The organism is Chryseobacterium proteolyticum, from assembly GCF_046591535.1.
Taxonomy (GTDB): domain Bacteria; phylum Bacteroidota; class Bacteroidia; order Flavobacteriales; family Weeksellaceae; genus Chryseobacterium; species Chryseobacterium proteolyticum.
The window spans coordinates 682,900-702,934 of record NZ_JBJLWK010000002.1; the positions used below are offsets into that span (position 1 = coordinate 682,900).

At 34.6% G+C, this 20,035-nt stretch carries 23 protein-coding genes and 1 pseudogene; 4 read left to right on the forward strand and 20 right to left on the reverse strand.

Features of this window, described 5'->3' with window-relative positions; genetic code table 11:
* Positions 1 to 28: 28 nt before the first annotated feature.
* A complete protein-coding gene (locus ACJ5H0_RS09145) occupies positions 29 to 466 on the forward strand; it encodes a universal stress protein (RefSeq protein ID WP_172280194.1) in 438 nt (145 codons plus the stop codon).
* Between the two features lie 78 nt (positions 467 to 544).
* On the opposite strand, the gene ACJ5H0_RS09150 is transcribed toward ACJ5H0_RS09145, so the two are convergent.
* Positions 545 to 778: a DUF6341 family protein gene (locus ACJ5H0_RS09150; protein ID WP_172280196.1), complete on the reverse strand. Its 234-nt coding sequence runs from the start codon at positions 776 to 778 to the stop codon at positions 545 to 547.
* A gap of 42 nt (positions 779 to 820) precedes the next feature.
* On the opposite strand from ACJ5H0_RS09150, the gene ACJ5H0_RS09155 reads away from it, so the two are divergent.
* Positions 821 to 1,726 (forward strand): DUF6427 family protein, encoded by a 906-nt coding sequence (locus ACJ5H0_RS09155; RefSeq protein WP_172280198.1) that lies wholly within the window; start codon positions 821 to 823, stop codon positions 1,724 to 1,726.
* A gap of 7 nt (positions 1,727 to 1,733) precedes the next feature.
* Positions 1,734 to 2,318 carry a DUF3109 family protein gene (locus ACJ5H0_RS09160; protein WP_172280199.1) on the forward strand — a complete coding sequence of 195 codons (585 nt, stop codon included), beginning with the start codon at positions 1,734 to 1,736 and terminating at the stop codon, positions 2,316 to 2,318.
* A gap of 60 nt (positions 2,319 to 2,378) precedes the next feature.
* Here the strand turns inward: ACJ5H0_RS09160 and ACJ5H0_RS09165 are convergent, their stop codons facing one another.
* The 14 genes and pseudogenes from ACJ5H0_RS09165 to ACJ5H0_RS09230 all read right to left on the reverse strand — a co-directional run bounded on the left by ACJ5H0_RS09165 (position 2,379) and on the right by ACJ5H0_RS09230 (position 15,430).
* Positions 2,379 to 2,705 (reverse strand): hypothetical protein, encoded by a 327-nt coding sequence (locus ACJ5H0_RS09165; RefSeq protein ID WP_411249043.1) that lies wholly within the window; start codon positions 2,703 to 2,705, stop codon positions 2,379 to 2,381.
* The gene (locus ACJ5H0_RS09170; protein ID WP_411249045.1) at positions 2,674 to 3,066 is read right to left on the reverse strand and encodes a hypothetical protein; all 393 of its coding nucleotides are present in this window, start codon (positions 3,064 to 3,066) and stop codon (positions 2,674 to 2,676) included. Before ACJ5H0_RS09170 ends, ACJ5H0_RS09165 begins: the two co-directional genes overlap by 32 nt.
* A 111-nt stretch (positions 3,067 to 3,177) precedes the next feature.
* The gene (locus ACJ5H0_RS09175; protein WP_172280203.1) at positions 3,178 to 4,512 is read right to left on the reverse strand and encodes a trigger factor; all 1,335 of its coding nucleotides are present in this window, start codon (positions 4,510 to 4,512) and stop codon (positions 3,178 to 3,180) included.
* Between the two features lie 139 nt (positions 4,513 to 4,651).
* A complete protein-coding gene (locus tag ACJ5H0_RS09180; RefSeq protein ID WP_172280204.1) occupies positions 4,652 to 5,242 on the reverse strand; it encodes a hypothetical protein in 591 nt (196 codons plus the stop codon).
* Positions 5,243 to 5,289: 47 nt separating this feature from the next.
* Positions 5,290 to 7,674: a TonB-dependent receptor gene (locus ACJ5H0_RS09185; RefSeq protein WP_411249047.1), complete on the reverse strand. Its 2,385-nt coding sequence runs from the start codon at positions 7,672 to 7,674 to the stop codon at positions 5,290 to 5,292.
* A 231-nt stretch (positions 7,675 to 7,905) separates the two neighbouring features.
* On the reverse strand, positions 7,906 to 8,262 hold the full coding sequence (locus tag ACJ5H0_RS09190; protein WP_172280208.1) for a hypothetical protein: 357 nt from the start codon (positions 8,260 to 8,262) through the stop codon (positions 7,906 to 7,908).
* A gap of 81 nt (positions 8,263 to 8,343) precedes the next feature.
* Positions 8,344 to 10,285, reverse strand: a pseudogene (locus tag ACJ5H0_RS09195) (ABC-F family ATP-binding cassette domain-containing protein).
* A gap of 160 nt (positions 10,286 to 10,445) precedes the next feature.
* Positions 10,446 to 11,678: a T6SS phospholipase effector Tle1-like catalytic domain-containing protein gene (locus tag ACJ5H0_RS09200; protein WP_411249049.1), complete on the reverse strand. Its 1,233-nt coding sequence runs from the start codon at positions 11,676 to 11,678 to the stop codon at positions 10,446 to 10,448.
* 238 nt (positions 11,679 to 11,916) lie between these two features.
* A complete protein-coding gene (locus ACJ5H0_RS09205; protein WP_273649225.1) occupies positions 11,917 to 12,594 on the reverse strand; it encodes a response regulator transcription factor in 678 nt (225 codons plus the stop codon).
* On the reverse strand, positions 12,578 to 13,276 hold the full coding sequence (locus tag ACJ5H0_RS09210; protein ID WP_273649227.1) for a sensor histidine kinase: 699 nt from the start codon (positions 13,274 to 13,276) through the stop codon (positions 12,578 to 12,580). The genes ACJ5H0_RS09205 and ACJ5H0_RS09210 overlap by 17 nt, the downstream gene beginning before the upstream one ends.
* A gap of 65 nt (positions 13,277 to 13,341) precedes the next feature.
* Entirely contained in the window at positions 13,342 to 13,965 is a 624-nt protein-coding gene (locus ACJ5H0_RS09215; RefSeq protein ID WP_411249051.1) for a hypothetical protein, read from the reverse strand.
* Positions 13,966 to 13,973: 8 nt separating this feature from the next.
* The gene (locus ACJ5H0_RS09220; protein WP_411249053.1) at positions 13,974 to 14,327 is read right to left on the reverse strand and encodes a hypothetical protein; all 354 of its coding nucleotides are present in this window, start codon (positions 14,325 to 14,327) and stop codon (positions 13,974 to 13,976) included.
* A 10-nt stretch (positions 14,328 to 14,337) separates the two neighbouring features.
* Entirely contained in the window at positions 14,338 to 14,703 is a 366-nt protein-coding gene (locus ACJ5H0_RS09225; protein ID WP_411249054.1) for a hypothetical protein, read from the reverse strand.
* Between the two features lie 157 nt (positions 14,704 to 14,860).
* Positions 14,861 to 15,430, reverse strand: a complete 570-nt coding sequence (locus tag ACJ5H0_RS09230) for a DUF5715 family protein (protein ID WP_411249056.1) — start codon at positions 15,428 to 15,430, stop codon at positions 14,861 to 14,863.
* 272 nt (positions 15,431 to 15,702) lie between these two features.
* On the opposite strand from ACJ5H0_RS09230, the gene aqpZ reads away from it, so the two are divergent.
* A complete protein-coding gene (gene aqpZ, locus ACJ5H0_RS09235) occupies positions 15,703 to 16,419 on the forward strand; it encodes an aquaporin Z (RefSeq protein WP_172281032.1) in 717 nt (238 codons plus the stop codon).
* A 33-nt stretch (positions 16,420 to 16,452) separates the two neighbouring features.
* Here the strand turns inward: aqpZ and ACJ5H0_RS09240 are convergent, their stop codons facing one another.
* The 5 genes from ACJ5H0_RS09240 to ACJ5H0_RS09260 all read right to left on the reverse strand — a co-directional run bounded on the left by ACJ5H0_RS09240 (position 16,453) and on the right by ACJ5H0_RS09260 (position 19,977).
* A complete protein-coding gene (locus ACJ5H0_RS09240; protein ID WP_172280220.1) occupies positions 16,453 to 16,998 on the reverse strand; it encodes a hypothetical protein in 546 nt (181 codons plus the stop codon).
* Positions 16,999 to 17,093: 95 nt separating this feature from the next.
* Positions 17,094 to 18,083 (reverse strand): LuxE/PaaK family acyltransferase, encoded by a 990-nt coding sequence (locus ACJ5H0_RS09245; RefSeq protein ID WP_172280222.1) that lies wholly within the window; start codon positions 18,081 to 18,083, stop codon positions 17,094 to 17,096.
* Positions 18,084 to 18,236: 153 nt separating this feature from the next.
* Positions 18,237 to 19,049 carry a UDP-2,3-diacylglucosamine diphosphatase gene (locus ACJ5H0_RS09250; RefSeq protein ID WP_411249058.1) on the reverse strand — a complete coding sequence of 271 codons (813 nt, stop codon included), beginning with the start codon at positions 19,047 to 19,049 and terminating at the stop codon, positions 18,237 to 18,239.
* 25 nt (positions 19,050 to 19,074) lie between these two features.
* Complete coding sequence (locus ACJ5H0_RS09255) at positions 19,075 to 19,521, reverse strand: 6-pyruvoyl trahydropterin synthase family protein (protein WP_411249060.1); 447 nt, start codon at positions 19,519 to 19,521, stop codon at positions 19,075 to 19,077.
* A 72-nt stretch (positions 19,522 to 19,593) separates the two neighbouring features.
* The gene (locus ACJ5H0_RS09260; RefSeq protein WP_411249062.1) at positions 19,594 to 19,977 is read right to left on the reverse strand and encodes an acyl-CoA thioesterase; all 384 of its coding nucleotides are present in this window, start codon (positions 19,975 to 19,977) and stop codon (positions 19,594 to 19,596) included.
* Between the last annotated feature and the right edge of the window lie 58 nt (positions 19,978 to 20,035).

The following is a 20,035-nucleotide window of genomic DNA, read 5'->3' on the forward strand; positions in this document are numbered from 1 at the left end:
CTATCTTTAGTTAACAAAATTAAAGGTTATGATAAACATTATATTGCCCGTGGATTTTGGGGATAAAACAGAACAACTCGTAGATGGTGCGATCAAATTTGCCAAAGAGATAAATGGCAAGATTCATCTGATCCATGTAGCACCTACAGACATTGGATTTGCTATTGGTGATATGGGATTTCAGTATTTTCCTGAAGTTGAAGAAAATGAGATCAGAGAAGAACTGGTACAGTTGAATAGGCTTGAACAGAGAATTATTTCTCACGATGTAGAATGCGAGCATCTTTTAAAACAAGGTATTGCCAAAGATATTATCCTGGAATACGCTAAATCAAAAAATGCCAGCTATATCGTAATGGGCTCTCACGGAAGAAGTGGAATTTATGATGTTTTTGTAGGCAGCCTGACTAAAGGTTTAACGAAAAGCTCTACAATTCCGGTTTTGGTACTTCCTATTCACGAATAAAAAAAGTAAATTTTAACCGTTATAAAAAAGCCGATCAAATAAATTATTTGATCGGCTTTTTACTATATAACCAATTAATTAACCTTCTTTTTTGTAGATACTAGGATCATAATAAGGGTGTTTTCCCTCTGTTGGAGAATAGTAGTCTTTATCTTTATCACCTCCCAGTGTAACCACCAGAACGTAACACCAATAGGTGAACAACACACAGCAAACAATAAATAGGATCCAGTTTAAAACATTTCCAAAGGAATCAAAAAAACCGAAAGACCATTTGAAAACTTTGCTTAAGAATAGAAAGAAAGACGTCATTATTTTCCTTTTTTAAATTAACTTTGTACAAATTTATAAAAAATGTTTAAATTACTTTCAAAAGAAAGCAATATTTTTTCAATTCCTGTTTATATTGGTTTTCTTCTTTTAATAGTAATAATATTTAACATCCTGAATTTCAATACTTACGAAGCAATTGTTGCCGGAATAACATTTCTGGGAATTGCTTTGGGATATTTCTGTTTTCACAGTATTGCACTTAATCACCAGACTCATCTTCCCTTATTTTTATATTCATTTTTCATTTTCGGGCTCTATCCCGGAAATCTTGATATAGGAATTGCCGTATCACTACTTACCAATTCCTTTCTTTTGCTTCTTCTGACGAGCGCTAATGAAGATACCCGGAAAAAATCATATGTCCTGGTAGGTGCCATCGTTGCATTGAATTTTATTTTTTTACCTACCACATGGCCAATGGCCGTTTTTGTAGTTATACACGTTATTGCAACCTCTGAAAAAATAAGTTTAAATATATTCAGATTTTTACTTGGAATTATCCTGATCGTGTTCAGTTATTTTTCTGTCATGTTCTTTATGGACTTTACCACCTGGAACCTTGATTATTTCCCATTTGGAAAGATGAAACTGATCACAGATTACAGAGGAATTATCCCTTTAATCCCGGTTGCATTAATGCTGATCTATGCGGTATATGATCACTTTAAAAATTACAACAAAAAAAGCCCGATAAGCAGATATAAATATACCTTCCTATTGGTTTTCTCTTTAGCTCAGCTGGTTACTATTATCCTGTATATGAATAAGAGCTATGAATATTTACTGCTCCTCGCATTTCCTTCCAGTATCATACTGAGCCGGATGATGCGTTTTTTGCCCAAATACTGGATGCAGGAAGTCAGCCTTTGGCTGATTATTTTGAGTTTGGTTACCTTTAAAATAGGTACGTATTTTAATTTATTTTAAAAAGATTATGATTCAGATAGACGATAAATTAATCTCCGAGGAAATATTTTCCGAGGAGTTTGTTTGCAACCTTACCAAATGTAAGGGAGCATGTTGTGTGGAGGGAGATGTTGGAGCTCCTTTAGATAAAAACGAGCTTGAAATTTTAGATAATATCTTTGATAAAATCAAACCTTATCTGACGAAAGAAGGTGTAAAAGCTCTTGAAGAACAGGGAACATGGACAACCGATCCCTCTGACGGAATGTATGTAACGCCCATGGTAGAAGACCGCGAGTGTGCCTATGTAACATTCGATGAAAAAGGTATTACAAAATGCGGAATTGAAAAAGCGTATGAAGACGGTGCTATTGACTGGCAAAAGCCGATTTCATGTCATCTGTATCCAATACGAATTACGGAATACTCTTCTTTTACAGCTTTAAATTACCATGAATGGTCTGTGTGCAGCGATGCATGTACATTGGGAAGAGAATTGCAGGTTCCTGTTTATAAATTCCTGAAAACACCCCTTATCAGGAAATACGGTGATGAATTCTATACCGTTCTAAGTGAAGCTGCTGAAGAATGGAAAAAAGAATATGGAAATTAAAAAAATAAAAACCGCAGATTTTGCGGTTTTTATTTTTTATAAGCTGTAGGTTTTACCTTATTATAATTTAAAATCAGCGTCCGTAACACCGGAATTCAGAACAATTTTAGTGGTTTTGATAACTACTTTCTGTCCATTTCCCTCGGCATCTACTTCTCCAGGGAACTTCAATCCGTCTACAGTCATGTAATCTTTTACAATCGCTGTACCTTCTTTTGATTCGGACTTGTATAACAATCCTGTAGTTGCATCAAAGAAGTATTTTCCTTTATCTGAAGTTAGCACATTATAATCTTTACCATCTATCTTCTCTACATTTACGGATTGGAAAGAAGCAGGATCATATCCCAATGCATCAACTGTTTTGCTTTTTTTTAAGGTCAGCAATTTTATCCGCAGGAATATCCATTTTTTGTCCCATCTGGTCAAAAGTTCCTTTTTCGCCATCGAAAACCTGAGTCATTTGTTGCCCCATTACGCTTTGTACGGACTTGAATTTATTTCCCATCTTTTTAGTCGTCATAGCAATTTCCATCCCTTGTACAGTAACGGTATTTTCTATAACGGTTGTTTTTATAGCTTCTAATTTATCTCTTCCCCCCAAAGCTTTAAGATAATTATCTATTACTTCTTTAGGTGTCAGTTTCGATTTTACTGCTTCTGTTTTAGCAGCGGTTGTTTTTTGCTGTGCTGCTACTGAAGTGGAAAAAAGCACTGCACAGAAAAACGGAATGATTATCTTTTTCATATAATTTATTTATTACGTAAATATAGGAATATTGCCCGATATAAAATCTATGTTTTTTACAACAAAAAACCACCAAAATTGGTGGTTTTAAAATATTTATTTAAAAATAAATTATTTTTTAAGTTCTTCTAAAAACTCGTCATGCGAAATTGCAGTTTCTTTTTTGCTTGCCTTTTCAAGAATTACATCTTTCAATTTAGTCATAGCTACTTCAGAAGAAATCTGTCTTACCTGCTCCTGGTCTTTCAACATTTCAACAGCATACTTTTGAATTTCTTCATCTCCTAAATGGTGAATTCCGTAGATCGCCAATTGGTTTCTTACTAATTGTTCAGCTTGTGCAAGAACATCAGCATAATCCAATTTAATATCGTTATCATTCATCAATTTACCTTCGATGATCTGATAGCTTAATTGTTTTTTCTCAGATTCAAGGATTTCTTTTGCCTGCTCTTCAGTCTGGATATTCTGGTTAGAGAATAGTAACCATTTTACAAGGAAATTTTCAGGAAGTTTTACTTCTTCTTTTTCTGTAATTTGTTCCAATACTTTATTCACAAAGTGAACATCAGCATTTTGCTGGAAATACTCATCTAATTCAGCCTTAACTTTATTTTTAAGCTCTTCTTCAGACTTGATGTTTCCTTCTCCGTATACTTTATCAAAAAGATCCTGATTAAGTTCTGCTAAGTTCAGGCTATAGAAATCTTTTACTTTAACTTCAACTTCAGCGTGGTGTAAATGCTCAACTTCTTCTTTAGTAAACCCTAATTCTTTAGCTAATTCTTCATCACCTGCCAATGTTTCTTTAGAAACTTTTACAGAACCGTCCATTTTTAAAGCTTTAACTAATTTGAAAGCTTCTTTGTTTTCAGCTGTAATAGTAACATTTTTCGGATGGTGGTGGTGTTCTCCTTCAGCATCTTCTTCTACAACCTGAGAAACCTCTAAAGCAACATAAGAATCCTTAGTGATCTTATCTTGAGGAACCTGCTCAGCAAAACGCTTCTGCATGTTTTCAATGCTTTTTGTGATTTCTTTATCAGAAGCTTCTACTTTATAGTGAGGCGCTTCATATTTAGCTAAATCTATAGTGAATTCAGGCTCGTATCCTACTTCAAAAGCAACTTCAAGTTGATCTGCATTATGATTGAAATCATTTACAGGTTGAGGTACAGGCTGGCCAACTAATCTTAACTTGTTTTCGTTTACATAGTTATTTAAAGCATCAGAAACTTGTTTGTTGATCTCTTCGAATGCAATACCTGCTTCATATTGTTTTCTAACCATACTTAAAGGCACTTTTCCTTTTCTGAAACCAGGAACTTGCGCATTTTTAGCATAATTAATCAACTGCTTCTCTACTTTGTCTTTGTAGTCAGATTTTTCCAATGTTACAGTAAGTAATGCACTTACGTCATCATGGTTTTGTGCGGTAACCTTCATTATTGATTAAAATTTTAGGTTGCAAAAATATGAAATTTTTATCAAAATAAACTATTAAAGATAAATTCTTCGGCATCAAATATTTATAAATAAAAAACCACTGAATTTTTCAGTGGTTTTATCTATTTGCTGTTTTTTTTTAATTTGTAATCGTATAAGTAGCCTGAGCATCGGTTTCTCCTCCTGTTTGAGCTCCATACACTATTCCGTTTCCACTTACTGAAGAAGCTTCGGAAACGGTGGCTGGTTCGTGATACAGAGTAAGAATAAGCTGGCTTTGTGCTGATGCATTTTTTACGGCCTTGGTCACTACCCATTTTGTTTTAAGTCCTACATGTTTTCCATCACCTCTTGTAGAACTTGCATCATCGGTTCTGGTTAGTGTAAGATCGGAATTAGGGAAATTGTACACTAGAAAATGTTCATCTTTTGCATCTTTAATTTCCTGGGTTGCATCTTCATTACCATTCTTGAACTGCACTTCTACTTCATATGTCTTCCCGTTCTCTAATTTTATCGACTGTGCCCCTCCGGCACCTACACTATAATTGTAAGGTACAGTTACCTGTGTGGCAACATCTTTTACCAATAAAATAATATTAGTAAGATCTTCCTGAGGCAGATCATCTTCTTCTGCTGAGTTATCTCTTTGACAAGATACGATAGAAACTGCGATGAATAAAATACCTATTAGTTTGATAATATTTTTAGTGTTAAATAATTTGTTCATTTTTTTTAATTTAAATTTTTAAAATCTTGATTTGTAATGGTAAAATATTAGAAATGATATCTAACATTAAGTATAAAATTTCTTCCTGCTTCATCTGCAAAAAATCTCATACGATTAAGATAATCTCTGTATGAAACGTTGAATAGATTATTAACGATAAGTCCTGCAGAAAGGTTTTTGCTGATATTAATACCAGTCTGAATATTCCAAAGTGAATATCCGCTCGGGGGAGTGCTGAAATCTACTATCTTTTCTACTTCTACACCATTTTCAAAAATAGTAATGGGAGCATTATGAATAGGAAATCTATTTTGCTTTAAAAAGGTTTGATTTTCAAGGCTGAAATAGAATTGATTCCATTTTTCCATTTTAAACTGTAAGGCATTCGAAAAATTAGGTGGCATCATCAGGATTAATGGTTCGTTATTTGAATCGTCCTGCCCATTAACATAACTTCCTCTTCCTATATAGGTAAGGTTTTCTGTAAGTTTCCAGTTGACATCCACATCTATACCATACATTTTGGCATCAATCTGTTGATAAGACCATACAGGAAAAACACCTCTTATCGTATTCTGAACCCCGGTAGGAATTTCATTAATGTAATTTTTAGTTATGAAAAAATAAGGTTTTACTGATATGTTTAATCCCTTCAGTACATTAAATTTAGCATCAGCAACTAAATTAAATTGATGTCCCTGTTCATTTTTCAAGCCCATATCTCCAATTTCTATTACCGCTGCAGAATGGTGCAACCCATCGGAAAATAATTCAGCAATATTAGGTGTTCTTCCTACTTTAGCATAATTAAATTTCAGATTAAAATTTGAGCTAGGATGATATTCCAGTCCGGCATTAAAAGAAATATTTTCATAATTAAGTTTCGGACGTGTTAAGACTCTGTTTTTATCTGTTTTCACATAAAACTGAGGATAAGTCGCTTTATATAATTTATCCCAATCACTTTTGTCGTACCATTTTGTTACATCATATCGGTTAAAGTCATATCTTACACCTCCCTCTGCATTCAATTCATCTGAAATTTTGTATTTAAAAACAGAGTAAACGCCCGCAGAATATTTGTCATAATTAGGGATCAGACGTCTTGCTTTTGTGGCCGGATCTGAATAATTGTTCTGAAAACTTGCGTCAATTCCAGTTTCCAACGACCATTTTTCTCTTTCTAATAAATCGTTCACATTAAACTGATGAGTCATCAATGCCAGATCCAAAGAGGGAATATCTTTTAAATCTCCCCTTCTTATATCATATTCTTGCCTATGGTTGTATTGAAAGCTATAACTTGCAGATACCTTACCAATATTTTCAAATCTTTTAAAAGCAGAAACTTTGGCAATATGATGTTCTATAACCTGTCTTGGATTATCAATATCATAACTAAAATTCCCCGTATATACAGGAATATTCAGCGTCATCGCATTATAAAAATCATTATTATTTCCAACATGCGAACCTCTGTAAATCCCAATATTCTGATTAGTAAGATAATAATCAAAAGAAATTCCCTGTTCATAGCTATTCTTCTGAACTGTAAAATTAAATGATGAAAAATCCATCCCGGTATTCATTAAGTTATAATCAGGAGTATGCTGATCACCTAATTTTTTAATGGATCCTCCGGATTTTACCGCCCATCCGTTTTTCCAGATCTTGGCAACATTTACATCTAACCCAAGACCTTTCCCGTTTGAAATACCTGAAAGATTCACAGAACCTTTTAGCGTGTCTTTTTTAGGGAAAATTTCAGGTTCCATAACTATAACTCCTCCAATTGCATCGCTCCCATATTTCAGAGCAGACGCCCCCTTGATCACGTCTATATGCTGGAAATTATTAATATCCACATTAGGAGCATGCTCTACTCCCCATTCTTGTTCCGCTAGCCTTACTCCATTATTCATAATAGCTATACGGCTTCCATATAATCCGTGAATAATGGGTTTCGAAATATTATTTCCGGTCTTCAAAGCATTAACACCTGAAATCTTGGATAGTAAATTCCCCAAGTTATCAGTGGAATTTTTTTCTATTTCAGATTTATCAATGGTCTTAATAATCAAAGATCCGTTTGATTTATGGTTTCCATGAATAGTCACCGTCTCAATATCCTGAATATGATGTTCCAGGACGATCGTTAAATGAAGATCCTGATCCACTCCTATATTTTCAGTATAATCATGGCAATCAGGATGCTTTGCAATGAGATTATAAGATCCCGAAGGAATTTTACTGAATAAAAACTTACCCTTTTTATCCGTTTTAGCCGTAAAGTCTCCTATTTTCACGACTGCATTTTCAAGCATGCTTTTATCATGAAAATCCTGGACGGTACCTTCAACGGTATAAGTTTTTTGTGCGTTTGTTAATACCAATCCGCAAAAGATCAGTAATAAGCTATATATCAATTTCATTGTAAATAGATAGATTGCGTACTTAAAAAGTACATTTTTTCGTAAAAGTTTGTTGCTTTATTTTTTATACAATTCTAAATTGTACGAAGTAAAATGTATTGATGTAATGATAATTCTCCAATACATTTAGTCTTATTTCTATCGTACCTCATAGTACCTACCTGATGTTTTTCTTGTCAGGCATACATTGAAGTCTCAGATATAAGACAAATCCGATAAAGATCTATGAATTTATGAAATTGCGGGTGGTCCCCGAAGCTGAAAAGTAAATTTGGTTTGAGACCAAATGATCTCCTGAATGGTAATAACCTGCTTTACCTCTTGTGTATACCCATCGAAAGAAAAATTAAATTCTTCGGGTACCAAAGTATGACCAGTAGCCAGGAAATGACAAGCTAAACAATCGCCTACCTTCTCTTTCGCTACATTTTTTGTAACGGTATTTTCAGATTTTTTGAGGTTAAAATTTCTAAAGTTATCCACTACATCATGGTGGTGAAAGCTTTGAGAAAACAGAGCAAGAAAATAGATCCCAAACAAAAGTCTGGAGATAAAATTCTTTAATTGTCTGGTTTCCTTAAAAATCATGCACCAAAAATAACAATAATAATTGTAATTATTCAATAAAAATAATAACCTCAATTAAAACATCTGATCATATTTCGAGGTTTACTCGAGTTGAGATGCTAAATGTTCCCACTCCTGTAAAGCCAGCTCCAGGTCTGCTTTTACTTTATTATATTTTTCCAGGCTCTCTTCTGAAGGATTTTCTTTTGCAAAAGAGGCTTCCATTTCTTCAGATTGAGTTTCCAATTCGGAAATCCTTTCTTCTACTTTCTTTATTTTGTTCTGGATATTTTTTTTGCTCCTTACTTACAAATCCTGATTTTGGCTGAGATACTGTTTCAGTTTTTTCCGATGTTTCAACTTTTGGCTTAACCTCTTCTTTTACATCATCATTATGAAGCTTTGCCTTTTCCGCAGAAATTTCCCTGATGGATTCTTTTTGTCTGTACTCCAGATATTCGTTGATATCTCCCAGAAATTCTTTCATTTTCCCATCACGGAATTCAAAGATCTTATCACAAAGGCCCTGCAGGAACTCCCTGTCGTGAGAGATTACGATCAATGTTCCTTCAAACTTTTGCAATGCCAGCTTGATAATCTCCTTAGACTGGATGTCAAGGTGGTTGGTAGGTTCGTCCATAATCAACGTGTTGAACGGACGCAATAACAATTTACATAACGCCAGACGGTTTCTTTCTCCCCCCGACAATACTTTGGTTTTCTTGGTAACAGCTTCCCCCTGAAATAAGAATGATCCCAGCAAATCTCTTACTCTAGGTCTGGTTTCTTCCGTAGCAGCATCTTCCGCTTCTTCCAGAACCGTTTTATCCGGTGTTAATACTTCTTCCTGGTTTTGGGCGAAGTATCCGATATTTACATTATGTCCTAAATTCCAGGTTCCTGTGTAATCTTTGATTTCTCCTGCAAGAATTTTTGCCAAAGTTGTTTTACCCTGTCCATTTTGCCCTAAAAGAGCAATCCTGTCTCCACGTTGGACCATAAAGTCTACGTTATCGAATATTTGCTTATTTCCATAAGCTTTTCCAAGATTTATAGCTTCAAAATTAACTTTCCCGGGAACAACCGATTGTACAAAACGAATATTGAATTTGGAAACATCTTCATTTTCCACCTCGATACGTTCTACTTTCTCAAGCTTTTTAATCAACGACTGGGCAAATGCGGCTTTGGAAGCACTTGCACGGAATTTATTGATCAGGTCCTCGGTGTGTTTTATTTCTGCATCCTGATTCTTTTTAGCCTGAATCAGCTTTTCTTTTCTGTCTTTTCTGAGTTCAAGATACTTAGTATAATTTGCCTTATAATCATCAACCTTTCTGTTATTAATATCAAAAGTTCTGTTACAAACAGAAGTCATAAACTGTTTATCGTGACTCACCAGTACAATCGCTCCAGGATAATCTTTAAGAAAGTTTTCAAGCCAGATGATGGATTCCATATCAAGGTGGTTGGTAGGCTCATCGAGAAGCATTACATCATTCTTTTGAAGAAGCAGTTTTGCCAGCTCTATTCTCATTCTCCATCCTCCGGAAAACTCATCTGTAATTTTCTTAAAATCATCTGCTTTAAAGCCTAACCCGAATAATACTTTTTCCATATCGCCTTCCAGATTGTAAGCATCGTGGTGCATTAAGAGGTCGTTTAACTCAGTCATTCTGTTGATCAAATCCGTATAAGAATCACTTTCATAATCCGTTCTTACCGTCATCTGATGATTCACCTCCTCAAGTTCATTTTTCCAGGCATTGATCTGTTCAAAAGCCTGCATGGTTTCATCCCAAACAGTTCTTCCTTTCACAAAATCCAGATCCTGCTTTAAGAAACCAATGGTGATATTTCCATCAGGGACTACATTTCCTTCGTAGAATGTAATTTCTCCGGAAAGCATTTTCAATAAAGTGGATTTCCCAGCTCCATTTTTACCTACTAAACCAACTTTATCATCCTTTTTAATTGTGAAATTCACATTTTGAAACAAATAGTTTCCCGAATGATGTAACCCTAGACCTTGAACCGAAAGCATTTAATGATATAATTTAAGAATTAATACTGAATATTTTTCGGGTGCAAAAATACGGAAAAAGAAATGAATAGACCAGAAATAAAAAAAAGCCTCCTGCATGCGGCGCTTTATTACATAAGTTTCAAGTAAAAAAGGGCGAACATCTGATTTATCGGTTTACTTAATAAATAATAGAACGTATCCAATCATCATTGTTTGGAATATTACTTTCATAGGCAAAATCTGTAATGACCATATCTTCCTGAAAAAGCATTTCGGTCCGTAGAGCAGAATGAAAGTTATTATCTAAGGATTTACACGGAACATTCAGTCCATTGTTTATGATCTCCTTATACATTAAAGTTTGTGATTTTTGAAGTTGCCCTTTTTTATACAAACCGAAATTGGCTGAAATATGAATATAGCACGCAAGCTTTTCATAATCATATAAAGGTTTCTGGCCTGATTTAAGATTAACTGCGTATTTTTCCAGCTCATTATAAAGGGTTTCCAAATAAAAATGTTCCGGATCTAATGTAAAATCACTTTCACTAAAGTCAGTGATAAAAACCGGAGCCACGGAATTTGTCTGCATGAGCATTAAACTCCCGTACACTTTTGAAAGATCATTATATACCATTTCTTTTTCAACATATGCCTGGGACAGGATATCCCCCTCATCGATCCGGTGATTCCTTAAAGGTATATCCCATATTTTATTTTCTTCTGTGTCTTTGGCTGTCTCTTTTACATGAGAAATATAATCATTAACATCTGAAACCTCAAAATAATTTCCTGAAATATATACCGATTGTGAGCTATTAAGATACCCTCCACCAACATCCGCATGAACACCCGGAACAAAAATTTCTTTCCAGACGCATTTGTCAGTCATAAATTCGGAATCATTCATAGTACGGGAGTTCTCAAAAAAACCGGTCAGCGGAAAAAAATACCGGCACTCGTTCATCGCACATAAGTGAAGGGCATTTTCCACTCCTTGCGATATCTTTACGTGGTATTGGTTAAATGGAGCTGATTCTACAGTATCGAACACTCCAAGGAACTTTATTTTTATATGCCCTGAAATTGAAGGCACCCGCTTTAACAGTTCATAGCAAAAATTCCTCGCCAACATACCTCCTCTTCCAAATCCATAAACATAAAACTGATATTCTTTGGTTGTGTCTCTCATTTTATCTTCAATAAAAGCATATGCTCTCCGAAGTTTATCGTCTGAAGAATAGCCGGAACATCCTATAGGATTTTTACAGGTAGCCTTTGCAAAATCACTGTCTTCGGAACCTGTTATTGTTCCAATTCCTTCTACATATAATTTTTCATTCCCGTCGAATACTTTAAAAAGTTTATATATGTTGGTTGGCAAAGCGTGATAACTTATGTGATCCGTCAATGTTTTTTTATCTGAAGTTGCATTGAGTCCGTTACTTCCTGCCCCATCAAAAAAAAATTCCGACGGATATTATAGTATTCTCCATAATAACAATTTTAAACATTTACCCTCTGCGCATTTAACAGTAAGCCTTAAAAATTTTAGCTTTCAGCAGGATAAACATTTCAAATTAACCGTGAAAAAAAATGGAATAGTAGAGTAAAAGCTACCAAATAAAAAATTCCGTATTTCTACGGAATCATATTTTTTCTATTGAATAAATATGATTGATGATGGCATAGATCACAATACCAACTGTATTTTTAGCTCCGATCTTTTCAAGGACTCTTTGGCGGTGGCTTTCCACTGTTCTAGGGCTTATAAAAAGTTTTTCCGCAATTTCATTATTGGTAAACTCCTGGCAGATGAGTTTTACAACATCTTTTTCACGCTCGGAAAGTTCATCTTCCATTTCAAATAAGGATTTCTTTTTACTGGAAGAATTCATATATGAAAAAAGCATTTGATGATCTTCTGCCGTAAAATAAACTCCGTTTTTATGTACCATGGTAATGGCCTCAATAAATGTTTTTTTATTGGAATTCTTCGGAAGGAAAGCAGACACGCCCAGTTTTACCATATACCCCAAAATGGAACTTTTATAATGAGAGGAAAGAATAATAATCTTAAGATCTGGATATTTCTCTTTAAGAATTCCCACCAACTCAAAGCCGTTCATAGGTTGCATCTGCACATCCACGAGGGCAATATCCGGAAAACTATTCTCCGCAAGACTTTCTAAATTATTTATAAAATCGGGACCGTTATCTGAAGTAAGGGTCACGGAAATATTCTGCTCGTTTGATAACAGTAACTTTATTCCCTCGAGAATTAACTGTTCATCATCTATCAGTGCTATTTTAATCTTGGAATTCATTGTTGCATGGAATTTTAATAATTAGACGGCTTCTTTTACCCGGTACATTCTTCCACTTATGGATGGCATTAATGGATTTGATCCTGGATTCAATATTTTTGATGCCCATCCCTTTTTTGACCAGGTTATAATCAAACCCTTGTCCGTTATCTGAAACCACGAGTGCTGTAATTTTCGAATAATCTTTAAGATAAATCCAAATCTTCGTGGCTTCTGAATGCTTGATAACATTGGTCGTAAACTCCTGTATAATCCGGTAAAGCTGAACCTCAATAAATATATCTTTCTTTTTATAATGAGATGCCACATGTAATGAAATATTAACCCTGTTGGACAGATTTGCAATCAGTTCTTCGATGTATAAGACAAGTCCCACCGATTCCAGATTCACCGGATAGAGTGAATGAGATATTGTCCTTGCTGAATCGATAAGGGCAGACATTTGCCCGTTGATGTTCTTTTTGATCAGTTCATCGCCTTTTGTATCGAGATTATTCAGCCACAAAGAGAGAATATTGAGTCTGTTTCCCATATCATCATGAATCATTACGGCAATCCTTTTCCTTTCTTCCTCCTGGGCCTTAATGTTTTCCAGTACAAGCTTTTTCTGATGAAGGACTTCAGCTTCATGCTGTACATTCTTTTCTTTGATGATCCGGTCGACAAAAGTTTTGTATGCCAACAAAATAAATACTACGATAATTGCTATGGTAACAATTATAAGTATTAAAAAATCAATATGTAAGGTTATTTCTTTAATTTGATAAAAGTGTATATAAATGAACCATACAAAATGCTTGACAGTATATTATTGGTTCCTAAAATTGTATAATAATCATCTTCTGACAAGGTGGCTATCTGATGTTGAATGATAAAAATAAAGACCGAAACAGAGTAATAGAAAAAAATACAGGCATCTACCAGGGTAAACCTGTTGATGGCTTTATTATTTTTAATTTGTTGCAGTAAAGTAGATCCTGCAAAGCAAATAATGATGATGTTGGAAGTTACTTTTACAACATCATCATTAAAGTAAATCTTAAACGTTTTATTCATCAGTAAAAAACCGAGAGAAAGAACCGCTAGCGGAATCCATCCGTATTTAGATATTCCCAGCTTTCTAATGAATAAACTTGTCAAAAGGAAAAATTCGCCAGCTATATAAATAGGGTACAAAAATGAAGTGTCCTTGTAATGCAGAACAACCGTTAAAAAATTAGTGGCCGCTTCAATGAAAAAAAGAAATCCGATATAAAAAACATATTGTTTTTCTTCCTTTTTAAGAACGGAATACTTTGCTATCCCAAAAATAAGGGAAACAAGAAGTAAAAAATTAGTGATACCCCAAGTAGTAATAAAATAGCTATGCATTTATTGTTCTATAATTGACAAATTGGAGGACATGGTCTGGACCAGTCGTAGGTATTGGAAATAACTTCTACACTTCCTGTATTTTGCAGATCTTTATAAAATGAAATAAAGATGAGTGTTACCAATGGTCTCTGATAAATTTCAGAAAATTTAATTCCGAAAGAGCATATGATGTAGCTCAATCCTTCTTTGGATGGACACAAATCTTCAACAGGTACATAGAATCTCTTAAAAATCCTTGCTCCTTTGAATTCATCACATTCCCTGTAAAACCAGGTAGATCCTTCATCTCTCCAGAGCTCAATAGCAGCAACAGCTTTATCCTGCTCCATTATCGGCATATTAGCTACCGGTAAATACATATCCGCTGTTTTATCTACCTGCTGAAGTTCCTTGGAAAGAACGGCGTTTTTTTACTAATGTATATTCTTTGGTTTCTACTAAAGTAAGATTCGATGTAAGTTCTGCAAGAATACTGTATGGATATTCATTAACAGCAATTTTTTGTCCGTTGACATCAAGAGGGCAAAGGATCAGTACAAGCTGATTTTTGTATACCCCTATTTCAGAACAAAAATCATCACATTTATTGTTCTTTTTTAACCAATCAATCTGATCAAAGGAAATGGTAAAAACATAATTGGGGGGAATAAGTTTTTTTATCGTTGAGTAATCTTTAGAACTGGTATCCCATGCGGCGATTGCAGCGGCATACTCTTCTCTGTTGAAAATTATCATATTTACATGGTTTTAGTGGCATAAAATTATGTAAACTAAACTACCTATGCAAATATCCCATCTATAATTGAAGATTTATTAATATTTTTAAATACATAAGAATAGCCTATTCAAAGGTCTTTCCAAAGGAAGTGCTATTGTTTCTTTTCAAGCAGACTTAATAGTTCCTCACTGTAATATGGTAACAGCTCTGTTGCCTTTCTTTGATGTAATAAATCCTCCCGGCATTCGCATAAAATTTCAACACCTTTTCAAGGGCAATTTCCATTTTAGGATTATACTTCAGGACATCATTAAACCGTATATAGGAGATATCAAAAGAGTTACCGTAGTTGTGGGAGCTGATTCCGAGGGAAGCATTGGAGTTTACTCGTCTTAGCCTGCATTGATCCTCAAGCGTTCTTGTCATGGATGAAACCGTAAAAGTATGTCCTTTTGTTTCTTTACTGAACCTGGCTCCCATTTTCTCGAGTGTTGTTTTTGCCTTGGAAACCATATACGGTCTGCTATAATCCAGTTTTTGAACCCGATAACCTTTTCCCGCCTTTTTTATTTTATGAAATTTTCCACTGTTGATGTATTTCTGAACCGTTTTACTATTTGTTAATAACTTTACACCAAAGCTCCTTGAAGCATCGAGATGCGGCTTATAAAGCGGAGTCGGCTCTACCTTCAAAACATCTGCAAGGTCATAACAGATCCCTATTTTTTTTTGAAGATTGCCCATAATGAAAACATCCTATAAAACATCCAAAAATCAAACAAAGAATTTTTTTCATTTGCCGTTTTTTTTTAATTAAAAAAATGAAAAATAAACATTTATGCAATATAGTTCAACCATAAGAGATGTATATTTAAAATATATACTTCAATAAATTTCATATTACATTATCATATTCACACTCGTTAATCAAATTAATTTAATTCTTTTTAAAAATTAATTTGAAAATCTGAAATTTAAACTATAAATTTGGTTTCAATATAAAAATAAACATTATGATAAAAAAACTTTTTGCTGAATTTTTCGGCACATTTTGGCTTGTTTTTGGCGGTTGCGGTAGCGCAGTCTTTGCCGCCGGAGTTCCCGATATCGGTATAGGTCTTTTAGGTGTTGCTTTAGCATTTGGTCTTACAGTGCTTACCATGGCATACGCTGTAGGTCATATATCAGGTGGACATTTTAATCCTGCAGTTACTTTCGGCCTTTTAGCCGGAGGAAGATTTCCTTTCAAGGATCTGATTTCATATGTTGTCGCACAATGTCTCGGAGCAATTGCAGCAGCAGGATGTCTTTACATTATACTGAATGGAGCCGGAGCTTTCAGCGCCGAAGGGCCCGGAGCCTTTGCAACGAATTTCTATGATATGCCAGGTTATAACAACAGAAGCTATTCAATGGGGGCAGCTTTCTTAGCAGAATTTCTGTTAACAGCTTTCTTCCTTATCGTTATTATGGGCGCAACGGATAAATGGGCTAACGGGAAGTTTGCAGGAATCGCTATTGGTCTTGCTTTAACCCTGATTCATCTGATTTCCATCCCAATTACAAATACTTCTGTAAATCCTGCAAGATCTTTGTCTCAGGCATTATTCGTAGGAGGAGCTGCCATGTCCCAATTATGGTTGTTCTGGGTCGCACCTATCCTTGGTGGAGTTGCCGGTGGGATAATTTATAAGTTTTTACTTCAGCGGTCAGACAATGAGGTCGCTGCTTAATCATAAAAAATCCTGTCGATCTGACAGGATTTTTTATTTTCTTTTTTTAATATCGAACGGGTTTTTAAAAATCAGTTCTTCATGTTTTCCTTTAACTTCCATTTTTTTCTGAAGTAAATTCAAAGCCATTTTCCGGATAAAAAGGTCTTTATCATTAAGCTTCCAGTAAGAATCCATATGTACCTGTACCGGTTTTTTAATGTGATAAAATTCCGTTTCCCATGTATCCTCATTATGATAAAACTCAATAAGCCCACAATGTTCCGGAATCTGTTCATGATCGACCATTCCCATAGGAAGGAGAAAGCTAAATGCGTTACAAACATAATCACCACATGAGATTTTGTCGTGTTTTAAAAATTTTTCTCCTGTAGATGCATTCTGATAAGATTTTTTGAAATCATTCTTAAAATCACTTTTAGAGAGTTTAATCTCTATTTCATGACTTAACCCCACAGCATCAATAATCAAAATATCAGCTTCCCAATCTGAATGAAAATGATTGGTTAAAACAAGTTCTTTCTCAAAGTCACAATGAGAATGAATGAATGCATGAACAAGTTCTTCAATTTTTAGCATATTTCTTTTGGGCATAAGGTTGGGAACGAGAGATTTCAGAGGGTAAGCTCTGGAAACTTTGAGATGAAATCTAAGGCTTGCACATTACGCATACCTCAGCTCACCAATAAACTGCATCCCCTGATATCTGAATGATCTATCCTTCCGAGGATCTGAAATTTATTTTTCGGAAGCATCTTACCCAGATCCTGAGTCGCAATAAAGGAGCAGGAATGAAAATTCGCCAAATCGATAATATTCACAGCACCTGTTCTTCCTTCTTTTTCATAGGTTAAAGGATCTTCAGCATTTCTCACCAGCACACGCATCCATTTCGGACATTCATACTCGTTATTTCCTAAAGAGTACGCCTGTGATAAAAGTTCTGTCATAGAATACTCGGAATATATGGCATTGGTGTTAAAACCTTTTTGTAAAATCACCAACAGTTCATCTTTTGTCATTTCTTCTTTACGTCCCTTCATCCCTCCTGTCTCAATTATTATAAGATTTTTAGAAAAACCAATCGGCTCATCACCTCTTTGGGAGGCACAAAAATCCAGAAAATCTAAAAGCGCAAAAGAAACCCCGAAAAGAATTACTTTTTTACCCTTCAGAATTTTTAAAAGTTCAAATAAATCAGCATGATTGTATAAAAAATATCCGTTTTCAGACTGGGCAGAAACATTCATTAAGTAATCCACCATATAAATCAGAGAAGAATTTTTCTTTTCCAGGTAGCTCGGAAGAAGGCCAAGAAATATAAAATCCTCAGGTTTTCCGATAAACTGTTCAAAACTCTTATAAATACTTTCCCTATACAGATTTTCATTAGCAATGAAATGTTTTGACAAATTCATCTGCGTGGTTCCGGAGCTTTGAAAATACAGATCAGCGACTACTCTTTTGTCGAGGATCTGATGATTTTTAAACATCTCAATGGGTAAAAATGGAATTTTTGTCACTGTGTCAACAGTGTCAGGATCAATTTTCAGGTAATCTACAAATTTCCTGTATACATCAACATTTTCATATTGATAGCGAAATGTTTTTAATGAAGCATTTAAAAAATCCTGTTCAGTTCGTATGTTGAATATATTTTCCAATTTTCTAAATTTTTAACATTCTTTTGATCTCATTTTTAACCGGTTATCCTTACAACATTCTTTTTTAATATTTTTTTAATATAAATTGAAATTTTTGGTCAAATTCTTGCAATACTATTTTCGGAATATGGATTAAAAACAGAGTGAATTTATTCATTCGAAGATTACCTCTTTTAGAGGTAATTTTTTTTTTGCCTTATCATCAAAAGTTTTTAATTCAAAATCTTTTTCAAAGACCCCGTAGGTAAAGTAAGAAATCCAATCTCCGAGATTGATGTATTTAGCTTTATGTTCGAGCTCTAAAACCATGGGAAGGTGACGATGTCCATAAATGAAATAATCAATTTTCTCTGTTTTCAATTTTTCTTTTGAATAGATGATCAGAAACTCTTTATCCTCTCCTAAAAATGCTTTATCCTCTTCACCGGAAATCATTTTATTTTTCTGTGAAAGATATAACGCAATCTTCATGGCAATATCCGGATGAAGCCATTTAAAAGCCCATTGTGCAATAGGATTAGTGAATAACTTTTTCATTCTTTTATATCCTTTATCTCCCGGACCCAAACCATCTCCATGGGCAAGAAGGAACTGCTTGCCACCCATTTCAAAATATTGCCTCTTATAGAATACAGTACATCCTATTTCCTCTTCCAGATAATCTTTCATCCATAAATCATGATTTCCCACAAAGAAATAAACATGAATCCCACGATCCTTCAGTTCAGCAATTTTTCCTAATACACGAACGTATCCTTTGGGAATAACATATTTCCATTCATGCCAGAAGTCAAAAAGGTCACCCATTAAAAATAAAACCTGAGCATCTTCCTTTATCTCATCCATCCAGCGTATAAACTTCTCCTCACGAACCTTGCTTTGTTTAGGATCAGGAGCGCCAAAATGCTGGTCGGATGCAAAATATACTTTTTTTCCAGGTTGTAAATTGATGGTTGTCTTTAGCACCGGTTGAGTTTTTTATTGAATACAATTATATATTATCTTCTGCAAACCATTCCCCGTAAGAGTTTTCAGTTTCATGAAGTTTAAGATAAGCTAAAGAAACCTCAGCAGGAAGCTTAGATTTTATTTTAGCAGCGATAGCATACAGCATATTTTCGCATGTAGGCTGGAAATTACAATAGATTACTTTATGCCCTCTTTCTTCAAGATCTTCACCCAGTTCCTTATGCGGCGATAATCCGTTGATCAATACTGCATGATCCCAAACATCTACAATTTCAGATTTTACGATACTTTTAATATCACCAAAATCCACTACCATCCCATTTTTAGGGTTTTCCAAATCATTAATAGGCTTTCCTTTCACTGTTACAAACAGCTTATAGGAATGTCCATGCATATTTTTACACTTTCCATCGTAATTATACAGCACATGTGCTGTTTCGAATGTAAAAATTTTTGTAATACGTATCATGATGCAAAGATAAGGAATTTGGGCTGAGTATAGGCCACATGCCAAGGAGTACAATCAAATGAACGGTTATATTTAAATCTTCTTCAGCCAATCACTTTTCAGCCTTTGAATCCTTTGTGTTTTAGAATCAATAAGAACCCAAAGTGTTAATGAATCTACCACAAGCTCTCCATTACAATAAAATTCAACTTTCCTGGGTTGCCTGATTCCTTCAGGATTTTTAGGATATGTTTTTACAGTAATAACATCATTCAGATAGACTTGCTTTTTGTATTGGATATGATGATCAAGCAGCATCCAGATATCTTCGGGGTATTCAGTTAAATGCTTTACAGAATCCCAATGTTCGGTTGCAATTTCCTCTACCCAACTCACATATTGTACATTATTGACATGCTTATTCTGATCTATATTTTCTTCTGTTACCTTGATCTGCTTTTCATACACTAGACTCATCTCTCTTCAAAATTTATCCAAAAATAAGGCATAAAAAATAAAATCTGCCAAAACAGGA

Bases quoted from the DNA above. Each gene is read 5' to 3' on its own strand.
- ACJ5H0_RS09145 (WP_172280194.1), top strand. From the start codon at position 29: ATGATAAACATTATATTGCCCGTGGATTTTGGGGATAAAACAGAACAA.
- ACJ5H0_RS09150 (WP_172280196.1), bottom strand. From the start codon at position 778: ATGACGTCTTTCTTTCTATTCTTAAGCAAAGTTTTCAAATGGTCTTTC.
- ACJ5H0_RS09155 (WP_172280198.1), top strand. From the start codon at position 821: ATGTTTAAATTACTTTCAAAAGAAAGCAATATTTTTTCAATTCCTGTT.
- ACJ5H0_RS09160 (WP_172280199.1), top strand. From the start codon at position 1,734: ATGATTCAGATAGACGATAAATTAATCTCCGAGGAAATATTTTCCGAG.
- ACJ5H0_RS09170 (WP_411249045.1), bottom strand. From the start codon at position 3,066: ATGAAAAAGATAATCATTCCGTTTTTCTGTGCAGTGCTTTTTTCCACT.
- ACJ5H0_RS09175 (WP_172280203.1), bottom strand. From the start codon at position 4,512: ATGAAGGTTACCGCACAAAACCATGATGACGTAAGTGCATTACTTACT.
- ACJ5H0_RS09180 (WP_172280204.1), bottom strand. From the start codon at position 5,242: ATGAACAAATTATTTAACACTAAAAATATTATCAAACTAATAGGTATT.
- ACJ5H0_RS09185 (WP_411249047.1), bottom strand. From the start codon at position 7,674: ATGAAATTGATATATAGCTTATTACTGATCTTTTGCGGATTGGTATTA.
- ACJ5H0_RS09190 (WP_172280208.1), bottom strand. From the start codon at position 8,262: ATGATTTTTAAGGAAACCAGACAATTAAAGAATTTTATCTCCAGACTT.
- ACJ5H0_RS09205 (WP_273649225.1), bottom strand. From the start codon at position 12,594: ATGAATTCCAAGATTAAAATAGCACTGATAGATGATGAACAGTTAATT.
- ACJ5H0_RS09215 (WP_411249051.1), bottom strand. From the start codon at position 13,965: ATGCATAGCTATTTTATTACTACTTGGGGTATCACTAATTTTTTACTT.
- ACJ5H0_RS09220 (WP_411249053.1), bottom strand. From the start codon at position 14,327: ATGTATTTACCGGTAGCTAATATGCCGATAATGGAGCAGGATAAAGCT.
- ACJ5H0_RS09225 (WP_411249054.1), bottom strand. From the start codon at position 14,703: ATGATAATTTTCAACAGAGAAGAGTATGCCGCTGCAATCGCCGCATGG.
- ACJ5H0_RS09230 (WP_411249056.1), bottom strand. From the start codon at position 15,430: ATGGGCAATCTTCAAAAAAAAATAGGGATCTGTTATGACCTTGCAGAT.
- ACJ5H0_RS09240 (WP_172280220.1), bottom strand. From the start codon at position 16,998: ATGCTAAAAATTGAAGAACTTGTTCATGCATTCATTCATTCTCATTGT.
- ACJ5H0_RS09255 (WP_411249060.1), bottom strand. From the start codon at position 19,521: ATGATACGTATTACAAAAATTTTTACATTCGAAACAGCACATGTGCTG.
- ACJ5H0_RS09260 (WP_411249062.1), bottom strand. From the start codon at position 19,977: ATGAGTCTAGTGTATGAAAAGCAGATCAAGGTAACAGAAGAAAATATA.